Consider the following 18,186-nt stretch of genomic DNA (forward strand, 5'->3'; position numbering starts at 1 on the left):
GGCCGACACCGGACAGCGAGAGCAATTGCCGTCGAACGAGCCAAGCCAGATTCGTCACGGCATCCTCCGGGCGAGTCTATCTCTTGTTCTTGTCTGAAAAACTGCTCTGTCGCGGCAGCCCGATCGTGAATTCCGTGAACTTGCCCGGCTCCGTCGCGACGTCGATGGTGCCGCCGTGCTGCTTCACGACGATGTCGTGGCTCATCGACAATCCGAGGCCGGTACCTTCGCCGGCGGGCTTGGTGGTGAAGAACGGATCGAACATCTTTTCCTTCACCTCGCGCGGAATGCCGGTGCCATTGTCGCGGATGCTGATCTCGATACTGTCGCCCCGATCGCGCGTCGCGGCGATCACCACCGGCTCGTAATCGGCGGCGCCGTCATCCGACTTGCGCTTGGCGACCGCGTGGAAGCCATTCGAGATCAGGTTCAGCAGCACCCGGGTGATCTCCTGCGGAAACACTTCCGCTTGCCCGGCCGCCGGATCGAGCTCGCGCTTCAACGTCACGTCGAACTGTGGCTTCTCGGCGCGGGCGCCGTGAAAGGCAAGGTTGAGGCTCTCCTCGACCAGCGCGTTGATGTCGCTCAGCCGATGCTCGCCGCCGCCCTCGCGGGAATGCAGCAGCATGTTCTTGACGATGGAGTCGGCGCGCCTGCCATGCTGCACGATTTTGGCGAGATTGTCCTTCAACAGTCCAGTCAGCTCGTCGACCTCGCTGCGGACGTCGTCCGCGAGCGGGACAGGCGCGAGCGCCTCGTTCAGTTCGTCCGTCAGTTCGGCGGACAGGGATGCAAAATTGTTGACGAAGTTGAGCGGATTCTTGATCTCGTGCGCGATGCCGGCCGTGAGCTGGCCGAGCGACGCCAGCTTCTCGGTCTGGACCAGCCGGTCCTGGGCTGCGCGCAAATCGTCGAGCGATTTGGCGAGGTCCCGGGTGCGATCCTGCACCTCGTTGAACAGGCGCGTGTTCTCGATGGCGATCACGGCCTGGTCGGCAAAGGTCTTGAGCAGGGCGATCGCCTTGTCCGGGAAAGGACCGGCCTCCGGCCGCGTCACGCCGATGGTGCCGATCGCGACGCCGTCGCGCAGCATCGGGATCACGAGGATGCTGCGATAACCTCGCGTCCGCGCCAGCTCTCTCATGGCGTCCGTGAGGTCGGGCTCGTTCTGCATGTCGCTGCGGGATGCGAACTCTCCGCTTCTTGCCACCCGGCTGTGAATGCCGGATGCCGACAGCGGCGCCGGGAACGAGCTGAGCAGCTCTTCATTGCCGGCTTCGTTGTCGGTGCTGAAGGCGGCCAGGTGCAGCAGGCCGTCGATGACGCGCGTGACGGTGGAGGAATGGCCGCCGACCAGGGACTTGGCGCTATCGGAGATCGCCTGGAACACCGGCGTCACATCCGCGGGCGAGGCCGCGATCACCTTGAGAATGTCGGCGGTCGCGGTCTGCCGTTCCAGCGCTTCCCTCGTGGTGTTGAACAGGCTGACATTCTTGATCGCGATCACCGCCTGGTCGGCGAAGGTCTGCAGCAGCCGCACGTGATGCTCGCCGAACGCGCCGGTCGCGCGTCGCGTGGCGATGATGACGCCGATGGCCTCACCGTCGCTCATCAAGGGCGCGAACAGCATGCTGCGGTAGCCGCGGGCGCGCGCGATGTCGCGGGCCGCCGGTTCGACCTCGGTGTCGGGCAATTGCGCCGCCACCCCACCGGCCACGAGCCGGTAGGGCGGGAACTGCGCGAATGGCACCGGGAACGAGGACTGCAGCACGCGATCACCGGCCGGATCGGTCGGCGTGAACGCCGCAAGGTGCGCGGCGCCGCCGATGTAGCGCAGCACCGCCGTGGAGAAGCCGCCGATCAGCCGGTTGGCGTTGGCGGCGATGGCGTCGAACACCGGCTGTACGTCGGACGGCGAGGCGGCCATCACTTTCAGGATGTCGGCGGTGGCGGTCTGGCGCTCCAGCGTCTCGCGCGTCTCGTTGAACAGGCGCGCATTCTCGATCGCGATCACCGCCTGATCGGCAAAGGTCTGGAGCAGCTGGACGAGGTCGGTTGCGAACGCGCCGGGCTCGGCGCGCGTGACGCTGATCATGCCGACTGGCGTCCCCCGGTTCATCAACGGCATGAACAGCACGCTGCGGAAGCCGCGCAGCCGCGCGAGATTCCGGTTCAGCTCCGGGACCTCCGCGGCTTCGCTATCTGGAAACTGGATCGTCTCGCCGCCGCGCACCAGCGCGAAGGTCGGAAAGTCGGCAATCTTGCGCGGGAACGACGCCTTGAGCCCTTCGTCCGCCTCGGGGCTGGTTGGTGTGAACGCCACGAGGTGGAGCTCGTCCTCGATGAACTGAAGCACGGTGGCGGAGAAGCCGCCGAGCAAACGCCTGGAGCTGGACGCAATCGCCTCGAAGACCGGCCGGGCATCGGAGGGAGAGGCCGCGATGGTGCGCAGAATCCCGGCGCTGGCGTTCTGACGATCGCGCGCAATCGCGAGCTCGCTGCGAAGCTGCGCGTTCTCGGCTGTGGCCACCTGTAACAGGCGCTTGAGTTCCGCGATGTCGTTGGAAGGGGCGGTCATTCGCAATCCGGCTTGATGCTGCGACAAGCGCGGCACCAGGGCGGATTATCACATCTCCTGCGGCCGGAGCCAGCGTCCGCGACAGCGAGTTTTGCTGCCTGAATCCGGCCAGCTTTATGTGCCCGGCCGAGACACCTCGGTCTCCTTGCTGGTGATGAACTCCAGCAGCACGGGAACGCCTTCCTGCGTCTTCTGGATGCCGCGCCTGATCGCGGGGATGATGTCCTCAGGTCTTGTCACCCGCTCGCCATAGCCGCCGAAGGCGCGCGCCATCGCGGCGTAGTCGCCGGAAATGTCCGTCGACCGATACTTCTCGGTCGAGACCGGCATCACCTTCAATTCGATCGCCATCGAAAAATTGTTCAGCAGGATCGACATGATCGGGATGCGCTCGCGCACCGCGGTCTCGAAATCCATTCCGGTGAAGCCGATCGCCGCGTCGCCCCAGACATTGATGCAGAGCTTGTCGGGCTTTGCGAGCTTGGCGCCCATGGCCAGCCCAAGGCCGTAGCCGAGCTGCGTCGTCTTGCCCCAGCCGAGATAGGTGAGGGGCTCGACCGACTTCCAGAACGGCGAGAGCTGGTCTCGCGGGCTGCCGGCATCGTGGGTGATTATGGTGTTGCCGATGTCGACGGTGTGCTGCAGGTCCCACAGCACGCGATAGGGACTCAAGGGCGCGTCATTGCTGGTGAGCTTCGGCATCCATTTCGCCAGCCACTCCTTGTGCGAGGCCGCGATCTCGGCCGCGACCACCGAGGCGTCGCGATCCGCGGTGACGGTCTTGCCGATCTCCTCCAGCAGCGCATCGAGCACGAGCCCGGCATCGCCGACGAGGCCGATCCTGGCTTCGACGTCCTTGTTGAGATGGTTCGGATCGAGTGTGGAGTGGATGATGGTTTTGTTTTTCGGCATCGCGATGCCGAAGCTTGTTTCGGTGAAGGAGCAGCCAATGCCGAAAATGACGTCGGCCTCGGCCAGGAACTTCGGCACCGCGCGCGGCACCGCAAGGCCGCCAGAGCCAAGCGAGAGCGGATGCGTCTCCGGGAAGGACGATTTGCCCCCAAGGCTGGTGGTGACGGGAACGGCGAGCCGTTCGGCCAGCCGTTTCAGTTGTGGCCACGCCTGCGCGTAATGCACGCCCTGGCCGGCATAGATCACCGCGCGCTTGGCGTTGACGAGCAGGTGGGCGGCCTCCTTCACATGAACAGGGTCCGCCCCATAGCGGGTGCGCAGCACAGGCGTGTAGTTCAGCGGCTCCGGTACATCTTCGTTCCACATGTCCGCGGGGATCTCGACGATGACAGGCCCGCCTCGGCCGTTCTTCAGCTTGGTGAAGGCGCGGCGAAAAATGTTGGCGACCTCGGCGGCAAGGATGATCGGTTCGGACGATTTCGAAAACGCCTTCATCGCCTCGCTGGAATTGAAGTTCGGCTCGATATGCGCAAGCCTGCGCTGATAACCCATCGGCAGCACCAGCACGGGAACCGATTCGCCGTAGCATTGCGCGACGCCGCCCATCGCGTTCTCCGCGCCGGGCCCATGCTGCATGCAGAACGCGCCAATCGAGCGTCCCGACGTCACCCGCGAGATCGCATCTGCCATGTGGATGCCGACGCGCTCCTGCCGCACCATCACCGGCCTGATATCGGCCTTGGCCGCATGTTCGATCAGATGGTTGACCGGATAGCCGCAGAGAATCTCAATTCCCTCGCGCTTCATGATTTCCGCAATCGCGGTGCCGAGCTTCATGGCGTCTCTCTCCCTGGGCAGGCCGGTTGGTCCGGCTGATTAGGGGAGAGAGGATCAGGAAATTGGGGGAGGGTAAAGCGTGAGCGCGTGAGAGCTGCGGTAGGCCAGCTATGCAGCGAGCTGCCGTAGCCCGGAGGGAGCGCAGCGCAATCCGGGGCCGTGCCACCCGGATAGACCCGTGACCAATTTCGCCGCGCTCCGTCCGCTACTTGCAGCTTTGGCAGATCCTCAGCTTGCGTTTCAACGCCTCGTCTTCTTGATCGATCAATTGCTCAGCGGCGCCTTTAGCACCCGGGTCGGCCCTGGAGCCCGTCGCCGTGCGTGACCTCACAGGCGGGACCACCTGATGCGATGTGTCGTTATCGTCGCCAGTGCCTACGCTGAAGCCATCGTAGTCGGCGGCTGGGCTCGGCGCCGATGAAAGCCCGCCGATCACCGGCGGCGAAGCCTCTTTGATGGATGCTGCCGGCGGAGGTCTGGAATTTTTGGCGCCCGCGTGCGACGGCGATCCATTGGGCGGAGAAAGCGAAACCGGCGGTGCGGCCGAAGTCTGTCCTCTCGCGCCGTCCTGCGACCAGACGCCGACAAAGACGAGGCTGAAAGCCAAGAGCATCACGCTTCTCATCCGCATCCTTGCAGCTGTGGTTGGTTGATTGACAGTATGAAGGGTATCAGGACCCGCATGGTCGTCAAAGCGCCGCAGCCCGGATTTCGCGGCCGGGAGTATGGTTCACAAAGCGTGACCGGCCCGCCGCGCACTCCCCAGCCGCCGTGAACGTCAAAGAGGAATTTAACGCTTGGGCCTTAACTTGCGCTCGCCATGAGTGAACAGGCCGTCCACAGCGAGGTTCAACCGTTTTCGGCGCGCGCGGCGCTCCCCTGGCTGGTGAGCCTTGGCGTCTATGTCCTGCTGCTGATCCTAGGACCGCGGCTGCTCAATGATCCCGACACCTATTCGCACATCGAGGTCGGGCGCTGGATCATCGCGCACGGCACGCTGCCGGCGAGCGATCCATTTTCTTTTTCGAGGCACGGCGCCCCCTGGATCACCTTCGAATGGCTCTCGGAGATCATCTACGCTGGAGCCTACGCGCTTGCCGGCTGGCAGGGCGTCCTCGTCGTCGGCGCCGCGGCGATAGCGCTCGCCTTCGGCCTGTTCACGTTCTTCCTGCTGCGCGAGCTTTCGCCGGCCCAGACGCTGCTCATGGTGATCGCGGCCGTGATCCTGTTGGCGCCGCATATGCTGGCGCGGCCACACGTGCTGGTGCTGCCGCTGATGGTGACCTGGGCGGCTGCCCTGGTACGCTGCATGGATCGTGGAGGGCCTCCGCCGTACTGGGCTCTCCCGCTGCTGGTCGTGTGGGCCAATCTGCACGGCAGTGTGGTGCTGGCGCTTGGACTGATCGGCCCTGCGGGGCTCGAAGCGCTGCTGCGCGAGAAGCGCAGCGAATGGCCGCGCGTATTCCTGCGTTGGCTGCCGTTCACCGCGCTTGCGGTCGCGGCGTCCTGCCTGACGCCCTATGGGCCGGAACCGCTGCTGATGCCCCTGACCACGCTCGGCCTCGGCCCCGCGCTCGGTTGGATCGCGGAATGGCGGCCGCAGGATTTCAGCCACATAGGCTTCTTCGAGTTGCTGCTGCTGGCCGGCATCTTCGCGCTCTCGCGCGGCGTGACGCTGCCGGTCGTGCGGGCCTTGGTCGTAATCGGCTTGCTGCATTTCGCGCTGGCCCAGATCCGCAATGCGGATCTGCTGGCCATGCTGGCGCCGCTCTATCTGGCGGCTCCGCTGGGGCGGAAGTTCGGCGGACCGATTGCGGAAGATGCTGCCGGCTCGTCGCGCGGCCTGAACCTGGCCACACTGGGTGTGTTGATCGTGGTGAGCGGGGCGACGCTGGCCCGTGATATACGGCCGGCTCCGGCCATTACCCCTCAGGCTGCCATCGCTGAAGCCAAGCTCGCCACGACGGGGCACGTGCTCAACGACTATTCCTTCGGCGGCTATTTGATCTTTGCCGGCATTCCCACCTTTATCGACGGTCGCGGTGAACTGTACGGGGGAGCGTTCATCAACCGCTACAATCGCGCCCTGGCGCTGGTCGATCTCGGCGACTTTCTCAAGTTGCTCGACGAATACAACATCGGCGCGACGCTGCTCGCGCCGGGGACGCCGGCGATAGCGATGCTGGACCGGCTACCCCAATGGCAACGCGTCTACAGCGACGACGTGGCGGTCGTGCACAAGCGGCGAGATATGCCGCAAAGATAGATCAAGCGGTCCCGAAGGCGGCGTATTGGCCGCCGAGCGGCACGCCGCTCAGGGTCGCTTCGAGGCGCCGCGCGGGCTTGGTGTCCCAGGGCAGCAGCAGGAAATGGCGCGCACCGATCTCGCGCAAGCCGCCGGCAGCCATCAATTTTCGGGCTTTGTCCGCCCCGAGCAAGACGGCGTCCCGATCGAACTCACAACGCGCGACGGCAAGGCGGGTCAGCGGGTTGTACGGATTGTGCTCGATGACGCAGACGAGTCCACCGGGGCGGGTCACGCGCCGCATCTCCGCGATGAATTGCGCCCATTCAGCCGGCACGACGTGGTGCATCACGCAGACGGCCGTGACCAGATCGAAGCTGGCATCGTCGAATGGAAAGGTGCGGCCGTCAAACTCACGGTAGTCGACCCTGCCATTGTCAGCGCGTGCCTGCGCCAGGCTGGCCGAAGAAACGTCGATGCCGCTCAAGCGGCCGACCATGCCGTGCAGCAGCGGATGAAGGCTGCCGACGCCGCAGCCGACGTCCAGCATGTCGGGCCTCTCCGTGTCGAGCCGCTGCGCGATCAGATTGCCCAGCAGATCGGCCTTGGCGCGCATGAAGAAATGATGCGGCAAGCCGGAGAAGTCGATCGAGGATTGGACCACGTCACGGTAGTTGTCGTGATAACCGTCGAAGAGCTCGGTCATGCGCGGGGTCACTCGTTGACGGCGTGGATCGCGGGCGCGGCCGCCGCCTCGTTGCGCTCGAAGCCGGCGCGCGTCTGCACCACGTAGAGCGGACGGCGTTTCACCTCGGCATGGATGCGGCCGACGTAAAGCCCGACGATACCCGTCATCAGCATGTTCATTCCACACAGCAGGGACACGACGACCATCGTCGAGGACCAGCCGGTCACGAGATGACTATCGTTGCTGAGCCACAACAGGATCACCCAGCCGCCATAGAGCAGTGCCAAACCCGACACCGTCAATCCGCACCAGATTGCGAGCCGCAAGGGCAAATCGGAAAAGCCGAGCGCGGCGTTCGTCGCGAGCCGCACCATCTTGAACAGCGGATATTTGGTCTCGCCCGCTGCACGCTCGAGGCGGTGGAAGGTGACCTCGGCCTGCCGGAAGCCGAGCCATGCGATCATGCCGCGTACGAAGCGGTCCTGCTCCGGCATCTGCCGAAGCGCGTCGAGCACCTTGCGATCGATCAGGCGGAAGTCGCCGACGTCGGCGGGGATGCCGACCGAGGACATCCTGCCGAGAAGCCGGTAGAAGAGATGCGCGGTCGCGCGCTTGAATCGGCTTTCGCCGTCGCGCGACAGGCGGCGGGCGTGGACGATGTCGTTGCCGTCCTGCCATTTTGCGATCAATTGCTCGATCACTTCGGGCGGATCCTGCAAATCGGCATCCATGACGATGATCGCTTCACCTTGCGCGGCGTCCATGCCGGCGGTGATGGCAATCTGATGCCCGAAATTTCGCGACAGGCCGATATAGCGAAAGCGCGGGTCGCGCGCGGCGAGCGCCTGTAGCACGATCGAGCTGGAATCACTGCTGCCGTCGTCGACGAAGATTGCTTCTGCCGGCCCGTCGAGCCGGGACAAGACCAGGTCGAGCCTGCGCAGCAGCACCGGCAACACGGCTTCCTCGTTGAACACGGGGATGACGAGGCTGTAGCGGATCGACTGGAAATTGGCCGCCATGCGAGAGAGTCCAACTCGTTGCAGGAGCGGAAGTCTATGCCGGCGGTGGTTAAGGTCGCCTTGCCACAACCATTAAGGATATGGGGCGCCGTGGCGGCTTCCAATGAGGCGGGTGCGGATGGGGATACCCGATTAACCACGCTGGGCGGCGCTTCGGCCTAGGACTTCGGCCTAGGACTTGCGGCGGATCTTGTAGAGAACAAATCGCTCCGAGGTGTCCAGCGCTTCCAGTAGATCCGGCAGCGGGTTTGCGACCTTCGGCCCGAGGACGTAGAGATAGTCGTAATCCTGGTGCCAGGTGCTGACGAACGGCGGAACGCCAGCCGGCTGCCGGCTTGCCGCAATCGCGGTAAGCACGCCGAGCGGCACCGGCCCCCCGTAGGGAATGGCAAGACGGCGCACGTCCTCGCGGGGCCGTACGGGCTGCTTGCCCGCTTCCGTGAATAGATTGGGCACGAACGCGTTGGCATAGTGCACGGCCAGCGTCGGCGCATAATACATCGGATACGAGGTGAGGTCGGCGAAGGGCGGGTCTCCATTGTCGTCCGTGCTGGCGACGAGGATACGCGAACCGCGATCGATCTTGTGGAACGATGCGACGATGGCCGCATAGTCGGTGCGGTAAGGCAGCCAGACCGCGAGCACGACAGCGAGATTGATCAGTATGACGCTACTGACCGCGGCGAGCGCTGCCATTCCCCATGCCCGGCTGGGCAGCGTCAGCGAGCAGAAAGCCGGCAGGATCAGAGCCGCAGCGGGAATCACGCGCAGGTCGACGAACGAGGTTCCGAACAGCTTCGAGGGAATGACGACATAGAGCAGCGCGAAGCCGATCGCGAGCCAGATTCCGGCTGCTTCGAGCTTGAGGACGCCGCGCCTTGCGGCGAAGAACAGCGAGATCATCAGCGTCAGTCCGGTCGCCGCCGCGACCGTCAAATTGTAGCCGTTCATGATGCGCAGCGGCCAGATCGGCTTGAATCCGAAGAACCAGTTCGTTCCTTCGCTTCCGATCGATCCCGCGGTCATGCGCATGATCCCAAACAGGGCAAGCGCCGGCATGGCCAACGCGGCGAGCCGCGCGGCGGCGACACCGCAAGATATTCGCCCATGGCGGATGCGCGAGAGTTCGTAAAGGCCGAGCGTCGCGCCGTAGATGCCGAGGGAGAAGAAATGCGCCGCAAACAGCGCCGCGACGAAGACCATGTTGACGACGAAACGCAGTGGCCATGGGCGTTCCGCGAGCATCAGATAGAGCGCGACGCCGCAGAGAGCGAGGCCCAGTCCGAACTCGAAATTCACGAAGCCCCAGCTGAAAGGCAGACAGTAAAGGAAAGCGAGCGCCGCAAAGCCGGCGAGATGGACCCGTCCCTTCCGGGCCCATTCGAGCAAAAGCGCGCCTCCGACGATCAGCAATTGGCTCAGGAGCAGAAACAGCCGCGTGGCGTTCTCGAGGCTGATCAGCCGCGCCATTTGCGGGACCAGCAGATCCATTCCAAGGTTGGGATAGAATGCCCAGGCCACTTCGTAATACGGATTGGCATTGGGAGTGCCGTTCTGGCTCAAAATGTACATCCGGGCGAGGTGATTGGGATAGTCGACCATCGCGGGGATAGGGGTCAGCAGCACCGGAAGAAACGACAGGGCCGCCAGGACAGCAAGAACGGTGATCGCCACCGATTGGTCAGAGCCAAGACGAGCCCGGATTGTCGAGGTCGGCTTGTCGGAAGGAATCATGTCATAGGGCCGCTGGAGTTTGAGCTTACGCTCTACGACGGCGCAACCGCACGACACAACGCCATAATGTGAACTTCGCGAAAATCAAGCTGGGGTCGCCGCCGCATCGGAAGGAGGAGCCCGTCATCCGGCGCGCTGCACGCGGACTCGTGCTGATGACATTGCGGCGCGCCGGCTATGCCGGCTACTTCACCGCCGCGCTGATCGAGTTGAATTTGCCGCTCAGGAGTGCACCGCCCGTGTTGTTCACGGCCGTGATGATCGCGAGCGCGATGCCCGTGGCGATCAGACAATACTCGATGGCGGTGGCACCATTTTCGTCGGCAAGAAATGACTTGAGCAAAGTCATCGTCAACTCCTGTTCATCCGTCCAACCTAGGCTGGTGCCGTTTTCGGAATGGTAAATTGATTCACTAATTTTTCGCGGGCGCGTCAAAACGCAGGTGGATGGTCCTCACCTGCCGTTTGATATGGTGTCATCGATTGACTTAAGGTTTCGTCACCCAATTCGGACGCATTTGGCGATTTCGTCGTGGTGTCTCAGGACGATATTTGGCGTTTCGGCGCGGCCTTGCCGGGGCGTTTCAGCACTATCGCCAGACGTCCGACCAGATAGCTGACCACGGACGGCTGCGCCCGCGCGGAGCTGCCGGCGAGGCTTTCTTCCTCGGCCGCGTCGTTGACGATGCCGATGTAGTTCTTTCTGGCGTCCTGCTGCTGCACGAGCCTGCAACCCCGAGTTCAATCGAGGGCGACCATGCTGCGCTGAGCGGGAAGCGTCGGTTAATTTTGTCTTCCGTAGGATTACGTGCCGCCCCCGCGACTGCGGGCAGACGCTGAAAGCGCGGGCTTGGCTTAACGGATTGTTGAGCCTGTTCTCGACCGGGGTGCAAAGCTCAGTCGCGCCGAGCGTCCGCATTCAGCGCCCGCAACACCGCGATGCGGGCGAACATCATCCAGCCGCCGCCGGTCTCGGCCGCGTTGATCAGGGTTTCGATCGCGGTCTGCCAGTGGCTCGCATGCTGCGTATCCTCGGGCAGTCGCATGATGTGATCGGCAGCTTCTTGCAGCGTCCGAAGCTTGCGCCCGCCACGTAACGAAATGGGGTCGTCGAACGCGGTCGACCAGGGCATGTCAGGTCGACCGATCGACGAGGGGAGGTATCACGGCGTCGTCGCTGTGCGATGCTGCTAGCCGGCCTTCTTCGCCCGCGCCGGCGCGCGCGCTGGCTTGTCGGCCTTCTTGGGAGCGGCTTTCGCAGCAGCGTCCTTGCCGCCCTTGCCGGCGATCGGCAGCAGCATCTCGCGCTGGCCTTCGACGCGCTTCTTCGGCTTCTTGCCCTTGACGGCGTCCTTGCTCACGTCCTTGGCGACCTTCGCCGGGGGGCTTGCGTCCTTCTCGTTCGCGATGCTCTTCTTCAGCGCGTCCATGAGGTTGATAACGTTGCCGCCGGTCTTGGGCGCGGCCTTCGCGGCGATGGGCGCGCCGCTGCGCTTCTTGTTGATGAGGTCGATCAGCGCGGTCTCGTAATGGTCCTCGAACAGCTCGGGTTCGAACGCGCCGGACTTCTTCTCGACGATGTGCTTTGCAAGGTCGAGCATGTCCTTGGTCAGCTTCACGTTCTGGATGTCGTCGAAATAGTCCTTCTCGCCGCGCACCTCATAGGGGTAGCGCAGCAGCGTCCCCATCAGGCCGCTCCCGAGCGGCTCCAGCGCGATGATATGCTCGCGGTTGGTCAGCACCACGCGGCCGATCGCGACCTTGTCCATGCTCCGGATCGTCTCGCGGATCACCGCAAAGGCGTCGTGGCCGACCTTGCCATCGGGCACGAGATAATAGGGGCGGATCAGATAGCGGCTGTCGATGTCGGTCTTCGGTACGAACTCGTCGATCTCGATCGTGTGGGTGGAGTCCAGCGCGATGTCGTCGAGCTCGTCCTTGGTGACCTCGATATAGGTGTCGGTGTCGACCTTGTAGCCCTTGACGATGTCATCCGAGGTCACCTCGTCACCGGTCTCGGCGTCGACCTTGAGGTACTTGATCCGGTGGCCGGTCTTGCGGTTGATCTGGTTGAACGAGACCTTCTCGGTATCCGAAGTGGCTGGATAGAGCGCGACCGGGCAGGTCACGAGCGACAAACGCAGAAAACCCTTCCAATTGGCGCGGGGGGCCATGGGCTACTCCAAACGCAACGGGGACAGAAGACGAAGATACCATCGGGGAACAACGAATCATAGCAAGGCGGATTGCTGAATCTTGCAACTGCGTTAACCGGCCGCCCGGTGCGCGGGTGCAACCTGATCAGGCCGCAAAGGCCGGAACATCATATCCCATCATGCGTTGCCACGAGACATTCCGCCGCGAGCAGTCGCGGCCATCCGACGCGACAGCCAGAATTGAGGTCACCATGGCAACCACGCGAGACCAACGTCAGATCGTGGAAACTCCGACCGAGGCGCGCCAGGGCGAGCCTGGGCCGTCGGTGGCGGCGCTGCTCGCCATATCCACCGGGCTTGCGATCCTGATCCTCGCGGTCATCTGGTTCGTGTTCTTCCGGACCTGATCGGCAGATCGACCGGACGGTTCGCACCTTCCGACTCGCCGCATAACGCGGCACATTGCGCCCGCCAGGCCGTCGGTTCGTCCGGTGGCTTGGCGGGCGCAATGCGTTTAGCGCGAACAGGTCGGATATGACCAAAAAGTAACGCGGCCGGTTCCCCGCGTTCATATTCAGTTCACGCCGGAATTGCTCATCTGTGCGGGTGTTCATGCGGCCTAATTCTGGAGAGAAGCGTGCGCCTGCTCGTCGTTGAGGACGACCCCGATCTCAATCGCCAGCTCACCAAGGCGCTGACCGACGCCGGCTATGTCGTCGATCGCGCCTTCGACGGGGAGGAGGGGCATTATCTCGGTGACAACGAGCCCTACGATGCCGTGGTGCTCGACATCGGCCTGCCGAAGAAGGACGGCATCTCGGTCCTGGAAGCCTGGCGGCGCAACGGCCGCACCATGCCGGTCCTAATCCTCACCGCGCGCGATCGCTGGAGCGACAAGGTCCAGGGCTTCGATGCCGGCGCCGACGACTACGTCGCAAAGCCGTTCCACCTGGAGGAGGTGCTGGCGCGCATCCGCGCGCTGCTGCGCCGCTCCACTGGCCACGCCCAAAGCGAGCTGAGCTGCGGCCCCGTCACGCTCGATACCAGGACCGGCCGGGTCAGCGTATCAGGCAATCCCATCAAGATGACGTCGCACGAATATCGGCTTCTGGCCTACCTGATGCATCATTCGGGGCGCGTCGTGTCCCGCACCGAGCTGGTCGAGCATCTCTACGACCAAGACTTCGACCGCGACTCCAATACCATCGAGGTCTTCGTCGGCCGCATCCGCAAGAAGCTCGACGTCGACATCATCCAGACTGTCCGCGGCCTCGGCTATCTCCTGACCCCGCCGCCCCCCGGCGCTTGAACCGTGGTGTCTCGAACGATCTTGTCTAGACGTATCTTGGCTTGACGGGCGGCCCGGCAGAGGCCTTGTTCGGGTCATGAGTTCCGACGCCATGCCACCCCGCGCCTCCGGGATCATTCCGATGCCCGCCAGCTCGCTCGCGAACCGCCTGTTCCTGTCGGCGACCGCGTGGCTCGTGGTGATCCTGGCCATCACCGGCGTGGTGCTGTCGTCGGTCTACAAGAACGCCACCGAGCGCGCCTTCGACCGCCGGCTCAATCTCTATCTCCGCACACTGATCGCCGAGGTCGCCACCCCCGACGAGCCGCCGGACCGCCAGTTCCAGTCGCTCGGCGAGCCTCTGTTCGAGCTGCCGTTGTCCGGCTGGTACTGGCAGATCACGCGGACCGACCCCGAAAAGCCGGAGGTGCGCTCGTCGCGCTCGCTCTGGGACAAGAAGCTGCCGAAGCTTGAAGAGCAGGGCACCGAGCTTACCGCCGCCGGCATCCGGATCGCTTATGTCGACGGTCCGGAGGGACAGAACCTGCGCATGGTGGAGCGGCCGGTCGATCTCGGCGCGGACGGCAAATTTCTCGTCAGTGTCGCCGGCGACGACACGGAGATTTTCGACGAGACGCGCAGTTTCGACTACTATCTCGGCGGCACCTTCACCGCGCTCGGCATCGTGTTGCTGCTGACCACCGTGTTCCAGGTCCGCTTCGGTCTCGCGCCGCTCAAGCGCATCTCCGAATCCATCGCCGACATCCGGTCCGGGCGGGCGGAGCGGCTCGAGGGCGAGTTCCCGGTTGAGATCGCGCCGCTGGCGCGCGAGACCAACGCGCTGATCGACGCCAATCGCGAGATCGTCGAGCGCGCCCGCACCCATGTCGGAAACCTCGCTCACGCCATCAAGACGCCGCTCTCGGTCATCGTGAACGAGGCCGGCGCGCATCCCGCCGATCCGTTCGCGGCAAAGGTGATGGAGCAGGCGGACGTGATGCGCGACCAGGTTGCCCATCATCTCGAGCGCGCGCGCATCGCGGCGCGGGTCTCGGTCGTTGCGACGGTGACGGAGGTTGCACCGGCCATCGAGGCATTGCGGCGGACCATGGAGAAGATCCACCGCGGCCGCGGCATCGTGGTCGAGGCCGAGGCTGATCCGTCGGCGAAATTTCGCGGCGAGCGGCAGGATCTGGAGGAGATGGTCGGCAATCTCGTCGACAACGCCTGCAAATGGGCGGCCTCGCGGGTCTTCATCGAAGTTCTGGTGGAGGCGCCGCATCAGGCGAGCGCCGGTCCGCGGCTGCATATCATCGTCGACGACGACGGCCGCGGCCTGTCGGAGGCCGAGCGTACCCAGGTCTCACGGCGCGGCCAACGGCTCGACGAGTCCAAGCCCGGATCGGGGCTGGGGCTGTCGATCGTGACCGAGCTCGCTGCGCTCTACGGCGGCAGCCTCTCACTCGGTCGCGCGCCGACCGGGGGCTTGCGGGCGGAGCTGGTCCTCCCCGGAATATAATCCCTTGTTCCGACGCGACTATTTGACCTGCAGAAGCACACCGATCCGAAAGAAACCAGGGGTATTCGGAGCGACTTCCTAAACGGCTTCTTAAGCGGGCCCACCTATGATCGAGCAGGACGGATCCCACTTTCGCCATTTACCGTTCATTACCCGGGCGCATGAGCCAGACATCGATCGAGCGGCTGAGGGAATATCTCGCGCAGCTCCCGCCGCAGGCGCAGGCACTGCTGATGCGGGAGTTCGAGCGCGCGCTCGAGCGCGGCCAGGACACGGCCGTGGCGACCCTCGTGCTCGACCAGCTGCGCAAGATTGTCCGCAAGACGGAAGCCGAGGAAGCAACACCGCCGCGCACGGACGATCTGTCGCGGCTACTGTTCCAGGTACTGGAACCATTCCTGGTCGAAGCAGGCGCCCCGATCCGGGCCGGGCAGATCCGCCGCTCTTCCCTGGCTCCGATCTGGCAATGGCTCGGCCGCGACGGTGCTCCGGCCAAGCTGAGCGAATTCGAGGCGGCGCTGGCGCGCATGCCGGCCGACAGTGCAGGGCAGGTCGAAGCGCTGGCCTCGAAGCTCCAGGCGGTCGCCGCGGATGCCATCTTCGAGCTGACGGGGCCGGGCGGGGGTGACAAATCGCGTGCGCTCGCCCGCGTCGGTCCGCCCAACGTGATCGAGGATCTCTATTCGACCGGGGCGGTCCTCGCGGTCCGCGAGGCTATCGGCACCCTGAACGAGAAGCTGCCGCGCTCTTTGCGCGCCTTCGGCGATGCCCAGATCGCCTCGGTGACTGCCGCGCTCAACATTCCCGTCCTCCAGACGCCGCAGATGCTGCCCTTCGCGCTCTCGATGGTCGTGCAACGGATGACCGCGCCGTGGCAGATCATCCGCCTCGCCATCAAGATTGCCGCGTCCGACGACGAGATCCGTGTCGCGGCAACGCCCTATGGAGTCGCCGTCACAATGGCGCTGCATGATCTGTCCTGCGTGGCCGCCGTCCTGCGCATGGACATCAAGCGCGGCCATTTCGACAATGTCGCCGGCAATCTCAAGACGCTGCACGACGGCGTCCGGGGCCTGCGTACCGAACTCGACCTGCGCAACGATTCCGCCTGGGGCAAGCAGTTGACCTCGATCCGGGCCGACATCTCCAACGCGCTGCAATCCGAGATCGACAGCGTTCCCGGCCGCGTCCGCCGCATCCTGCGCCAGCGCGCCGAGAAGGACATTCCGCCGGGCGCGCGGATCGACAGCACCGAGGTCGAGGAAACCGTGGCGCTGATCGATTTCGTCGCGACCTGTCGCAACTATGCGAGCGAGCTTGCGATCAACGAGGTGACACTGCGCACCTATTCCGACCTGCAGCAATATGTCGAGCGTTCAACCGAGCAGCTGGTGCAGTCGCTGCGCGGCGCCGATCACAAGGTCCGCACCTATCGGCAGCAGCAGGTGCAGGCCGCGATCCGCTTCTGCCAGGTGCTGTTCGGCGATGATTATGCCTCGCTGATGAGCCGCGCCGCGGAGAACGCGGCCACGGGCGAGCGCAAATCGTCGCGCGCGAGCTGATCCAGGCGCATATTTCAGTAGTCACAATTTCAGGTTGACGATGCCGATGTCGGGCCCTACGGTCGCCGTGCAAATTTTTTTGATATTTCTATCTGTGGGCGCATGAAATCCGTTATCAGTTCCATCGAAATCGAGAATCGCGTCGTCGTTGCCAAATATCAAAGGCTGATGGTCGGCGCGAAGGTGGTGCTGGTCGAGAAGGCAAGCGGTCGGCAGCTTCCTGAGACGGTCACCAGGGTTGCATCGCCCGTTCCGGTCGGAGCGTTGCGCATCAGATTGCCCGACGCTATCGAGCCGGGAACATACTTCCTGAAGGCCTTCAACGGGCATGGCGAGGACGCCGCTCAAAGCGCGGACTTCGAGATCGGCTAAGCCGTTGGATTTTCACCATTTCGGGACCGTGCGCGGTCGCGCCGAATTGACAATTGTCAATTGCCGCATCGTCCGGCCGTGGTGTAAAGCCACCTGTGGGCGCGGCTTGCGCGCTGCCGGAAGCTTGCCAGATGATGCTATGGTTCGTGTTCGCGCTGATGACGGTCGCGGCGATCTTCGCCGTGCTTTTGCCGCTCGGCCGTAGCGGACGCGCGCAAAATCAGGGCAGCGAGGTCGCGGTCTACAAGGACCAACTCGCCGAGATCGAGCGTGATCTTGCCGCAGGGCTGATCGCAGCGCCCGAAGCCGAGGCCGCGCGCGTCGAGGTCAGCCGCAGGCTGCTCGCCGCAGCCGGCAGCGAGCCCGCAACGGCGCCGAAATCCAGCCTCAAATGGCGCCGCGCGGCGGCCGTGCTGGCGCTTGCCGGCCTGCCGCTGGTTGCGATCAGCGTCTATGTGCCGCTCGGCTCGCCCAGGCTTCAGGACTTTCCACTGGCGCAGCGGGAGCGCGGATCCGGGTCCGGCATGGCGCAGTCGCTCGAGAATCTGGTCGTCCAGGTCGAGCAACATCTGGAAAAGAATCCGACCGACGGGCGCGGCTGGAACGTGATCGCGCCCGTGCTGGAGCGGCTTGGCCGCTTCGATGACGCCGTGCGCGCCTATCGCAACTCGCTCACCTACAATGGCGAGAGCGCGGAGCGCCGGTCCGATCTCGGCGAAGCGATCTCGGCCGCCGCCGGCGGCGTCGTGACCGCCGAGGCCAAGACCGAGTTCGAGCGCGCGCGGGCGCTCAGCGCTGACGACCCCAAGGCGAACTATTTTCTCGGTCTCGCCGCCGAGCAGGACGGTCGCAAGGACGATGCCGCCAACATCTGGCGCGCGCTGCTGGCGAAAGCGCCGGCGGATGCGCCGTGGCGCCCTCTGGTGCAGACCTCGCTCGCCCGGGTCGGCGGCGGTGGCGCTACGATGCCGGCGCTGTCGGATGAAACCCTCGCAGCTTCCAAGGACATGAAAGAGGGCGATCGCAACGCGATGGTTCGCGGCATGGTCGAACGGCTCGCCACGCGCCTCAAGCAGAACGGCGACGACGTCGAGGGTTGGCTGCGCCTGGTGCGCGCCTATCTCGTGATGGGTGATCGCGACAAGGCGGTGGGGGCATCGACCGATGCCCGCCAGGCGGTTGCCAACGATGCAGCGCGGTTGCGCCAGCTCGATGAAGGCCTCAAGACACTCGGGCTCGACGGATGATGATGTCAGGACGAGACGAGCAGGGA

The 18,186-nt window shown here is 64.4% G+C and carries 17 protein-coding genes; 7 read left to right on the plus strand and 10 right to left on the minus strand.

Going from position 1 to position 18,186, the window contains the following annotated elements; all coding sequences use genetic code 11:
- Positions 1–76: 76 nt before the first annotated feature.
- From IVA75_RS37285 to IVA75_RS37295, 3 genes are all read right to left on the minus strand, one after another.
- Complete coding sequence (locus tag IVA75_RS37285; protein WP_247288822.1) at positions 77–2,578, minus strand: GAF domain-containing protein; 2,502 nt, start codon at positions 2,576–2,578, stop codon at positions 77–79.
- 114 nt (positions 2,579–2,692) lie between these two features.
- Positions 2,693–4,348 carry a thiamine pyrophosphate-requiring protein gene (locus IVA75_RS37290; RefSeq protein ID WP_256465227.1) on the minus strand — a complete coding sequence of 552 codons (1,656 nt, stop codon included), beginning with the start codon at positions 4,346–4,348 and terminating at the stop codon, positions 2,693–2,695.
- Positions 4,349–4,532: 184 nt separating this feature from the next.
- Positions 4,533–4,952, minus strand: a complete 420-nt coding sequence (locus IVA75_RS37295) for a hypothetical protein (protein ID WP_247288826.1) — start codon at positions 4,950–4,952, stop codon at positions 4,533–4,535.
- A gap of 195 nt (positions 4,953–5,147) precedes the next feature.
- Here IVA75_RS37295 and IVA75_RS37300 point away from each other — a divergent pair, with 195 nt between their 5' ends.
- Positions 5,148–6,593 (plus strand): hypothetical protein, encoded by a 1,446-nt coding sequence (locus IVA75_RS37300; protein WP_247288828.1) that lies wholly within the window; start codon positions 5,148–5,150, stop codon positions 6,591–6,593.
- Between the two features lies 1 nt (position 6,594).
- On the opposite strand, the gene IVA75_RS37305 is transcribed toward IVA75_RS37300, so the two are convergent.
- The 7 genes from IVA75_RS37305 to IVA75_RS37335 form a co-directional block, all read right to left on the minus strand.
- Complete coding sequence (locus IVA75_RS37305; RefSeq protein ID WP_247288830.1) at positions 6,595–7,278, minus strand: class I SAM-dependent methyltransferase; 684 nt, start codon at positions 7,276–7,278, stop codon at positions 6,595–6,597.
- A gap of 8 nt (positions 7,279–7,286) precedes the next feature.
- Entirely contained in the window at positions 7,287–8,282 is a 996-nt protein-coding gene (locus tag IVA75_RS37310; RefSeq protein ID WP_247288832.1) for a glycosyltransferase family 2 protein, read from the minus strand.
- 171 nt (positions 8,283–8,453) lie between these two features.
- Complete coding sequence (locus IVA75_RS37315; RefSeq protein ID WP_247288834.1) at positions 8,454–10,016, minus strand: hypothetical protein; 1,563 nt, start codon at positions 10,014–10,016, stop codon at positions 8,454–8,456.
- A 184-nt stretch (positions 10,017–10,200) separates the two neighbouring features.
- Positions 10,201–10,365: a Flp family type IVb pilin gene (locus IVA75_RS37320; RefSeq protein ID WP_027516964.1), complete on the minus strand. Its 165-nt coding sequence runs from the start codon at positions 10,363–10,365 to the stop codon at positions 10,201–10,203.
- 191 nt (positions 10,366–10,556) lie between these two features.
- The gene (locus tag IVA75_RS37325) at positions 10,557–10,739 is read right to left on the minus strand and encodes a hypothetical protein (protein ID WP_027569114.1); all 183 of its coding nucleotides are present in this window, start codon (positions 10,737–10,739) and stop codon (positions 10,557–10,559) included.
- A 173-nt stretch (positions 10,740–10,912) separates the two neighbouring features.
- Positions 10,913–11,149 carry a hypothetical protein gene (locus tag IVA75_RS37330; RefSeq protein ID WP_027569115.1) on the minus strand — a complete coding sequence of 79 codons (237 nt, stop codon included), beginning with the start codon at positions 11,147–11,149 and terminating at the stop codon, positions 10,913–10,915.
- A gap of 57 nt (positions 11,150–11,206) precedes the next feature.
- Positions 11,207–12,190: a Ku protein gene (locus tag IVA75_RS37335; protein WP_247288836.1), complete on the minus strand. Its 984-nt coding sequence runs from the start codon at positions 12,188–12,190 to the stop codon at positions 11,207–11,209.
- 233 nt (positions 12,191–12,423) lie between these two features.
- Between IVA75_RS37335 and IVA75_RS37340 the strand changes: the two genes are divergently transcribed.
- The 6 genes from IVA75_RS37340 (at position 12,424) to ccmI (ending at position 18,160) form a co-directional block, all read left to right on the plus strand.
- Positions 12,424–12,579 carry a hypothetical protein gene (locus tag IVA75_RS37340; protein ID WP_007593402.1) on the plus strand — a complete coding sequence of 52 codons (156 nt, stop codon included), beginning with the start codon at positions 12,424–12,426 and terminating at the stop codon, positions 12,577–12,579.
- A gap of 230 nt (positions 12,580–12,809) precedes the next feature.
- Entirely contained in the window at positions 12,810–13,481 is a 672-nt protein-coding gene (locus IVA75_RS37345; RefSeq protein ID WP_027569117.1) for a response regulator transcription factor, read from the plus strand.
- 121 nt (positions 13,482–13,602) lie between these two features.
- A complete protein-coding gene (locus IVA75_RS37350) occupies positions 13,603–14,979 on the plus strand; it encodes a sensor histidine kinase (RefSeq protein ID WP_027569118.1) in 1,377 nt (458 codons plus the stop codon).
- 161 nt (positions 14,980–15,140) lie between these two features.
- A complete protein-coding gene (locus IVA75_RS37355) occupies positions 15,141–16,541 on the plus strand; it encodes a hypothetical protein (RefSeq protein WP_247288838.1) in 1,401 nt (466 codons plus the stop codon).
- A 102-nt stretch (positions 16,542–16,643) separates the two neighbouring features.
- Positions 16,644–16,913 carry a hypothetical protein gene (locus tag IVA75_RS37360; protein WP_007593394.1) on the plus strand — a complete coding sequence of 90 codons (270 nt, stop codon included), beginning with the start codon at positions 16,644–16,646 and terminating at the stop codon, positions 16,911–16,913.
- A 131-nt stretch (positions 16,914–17,044) separates the two neighbouring features.
- Positions 17,045–18,160, plus strand: a complete 1,116-nt coding sequence (gene ccmI, locus IVA75_RS37365) for a c-type cytochrome biogenesis protein CcmI (protein ID WP_027569120.1) — start codon at positions 17,045–17,047, stop codon at positions 18,158–18,160.
- Positions 18,161–18,186: the final 26 nt, after the last annotated feature.

This window comes from Bradyrhizobium sp. 134, from assembly GCF_023074155.1.
In the GTDB taxonomy this organism is placed as follows: domain Bacteria; phylum Pseudomonadota; class Alphaproteobacteria; order Rhizobiales; family Xanthobacteraceae; genus Bradyrhizobium.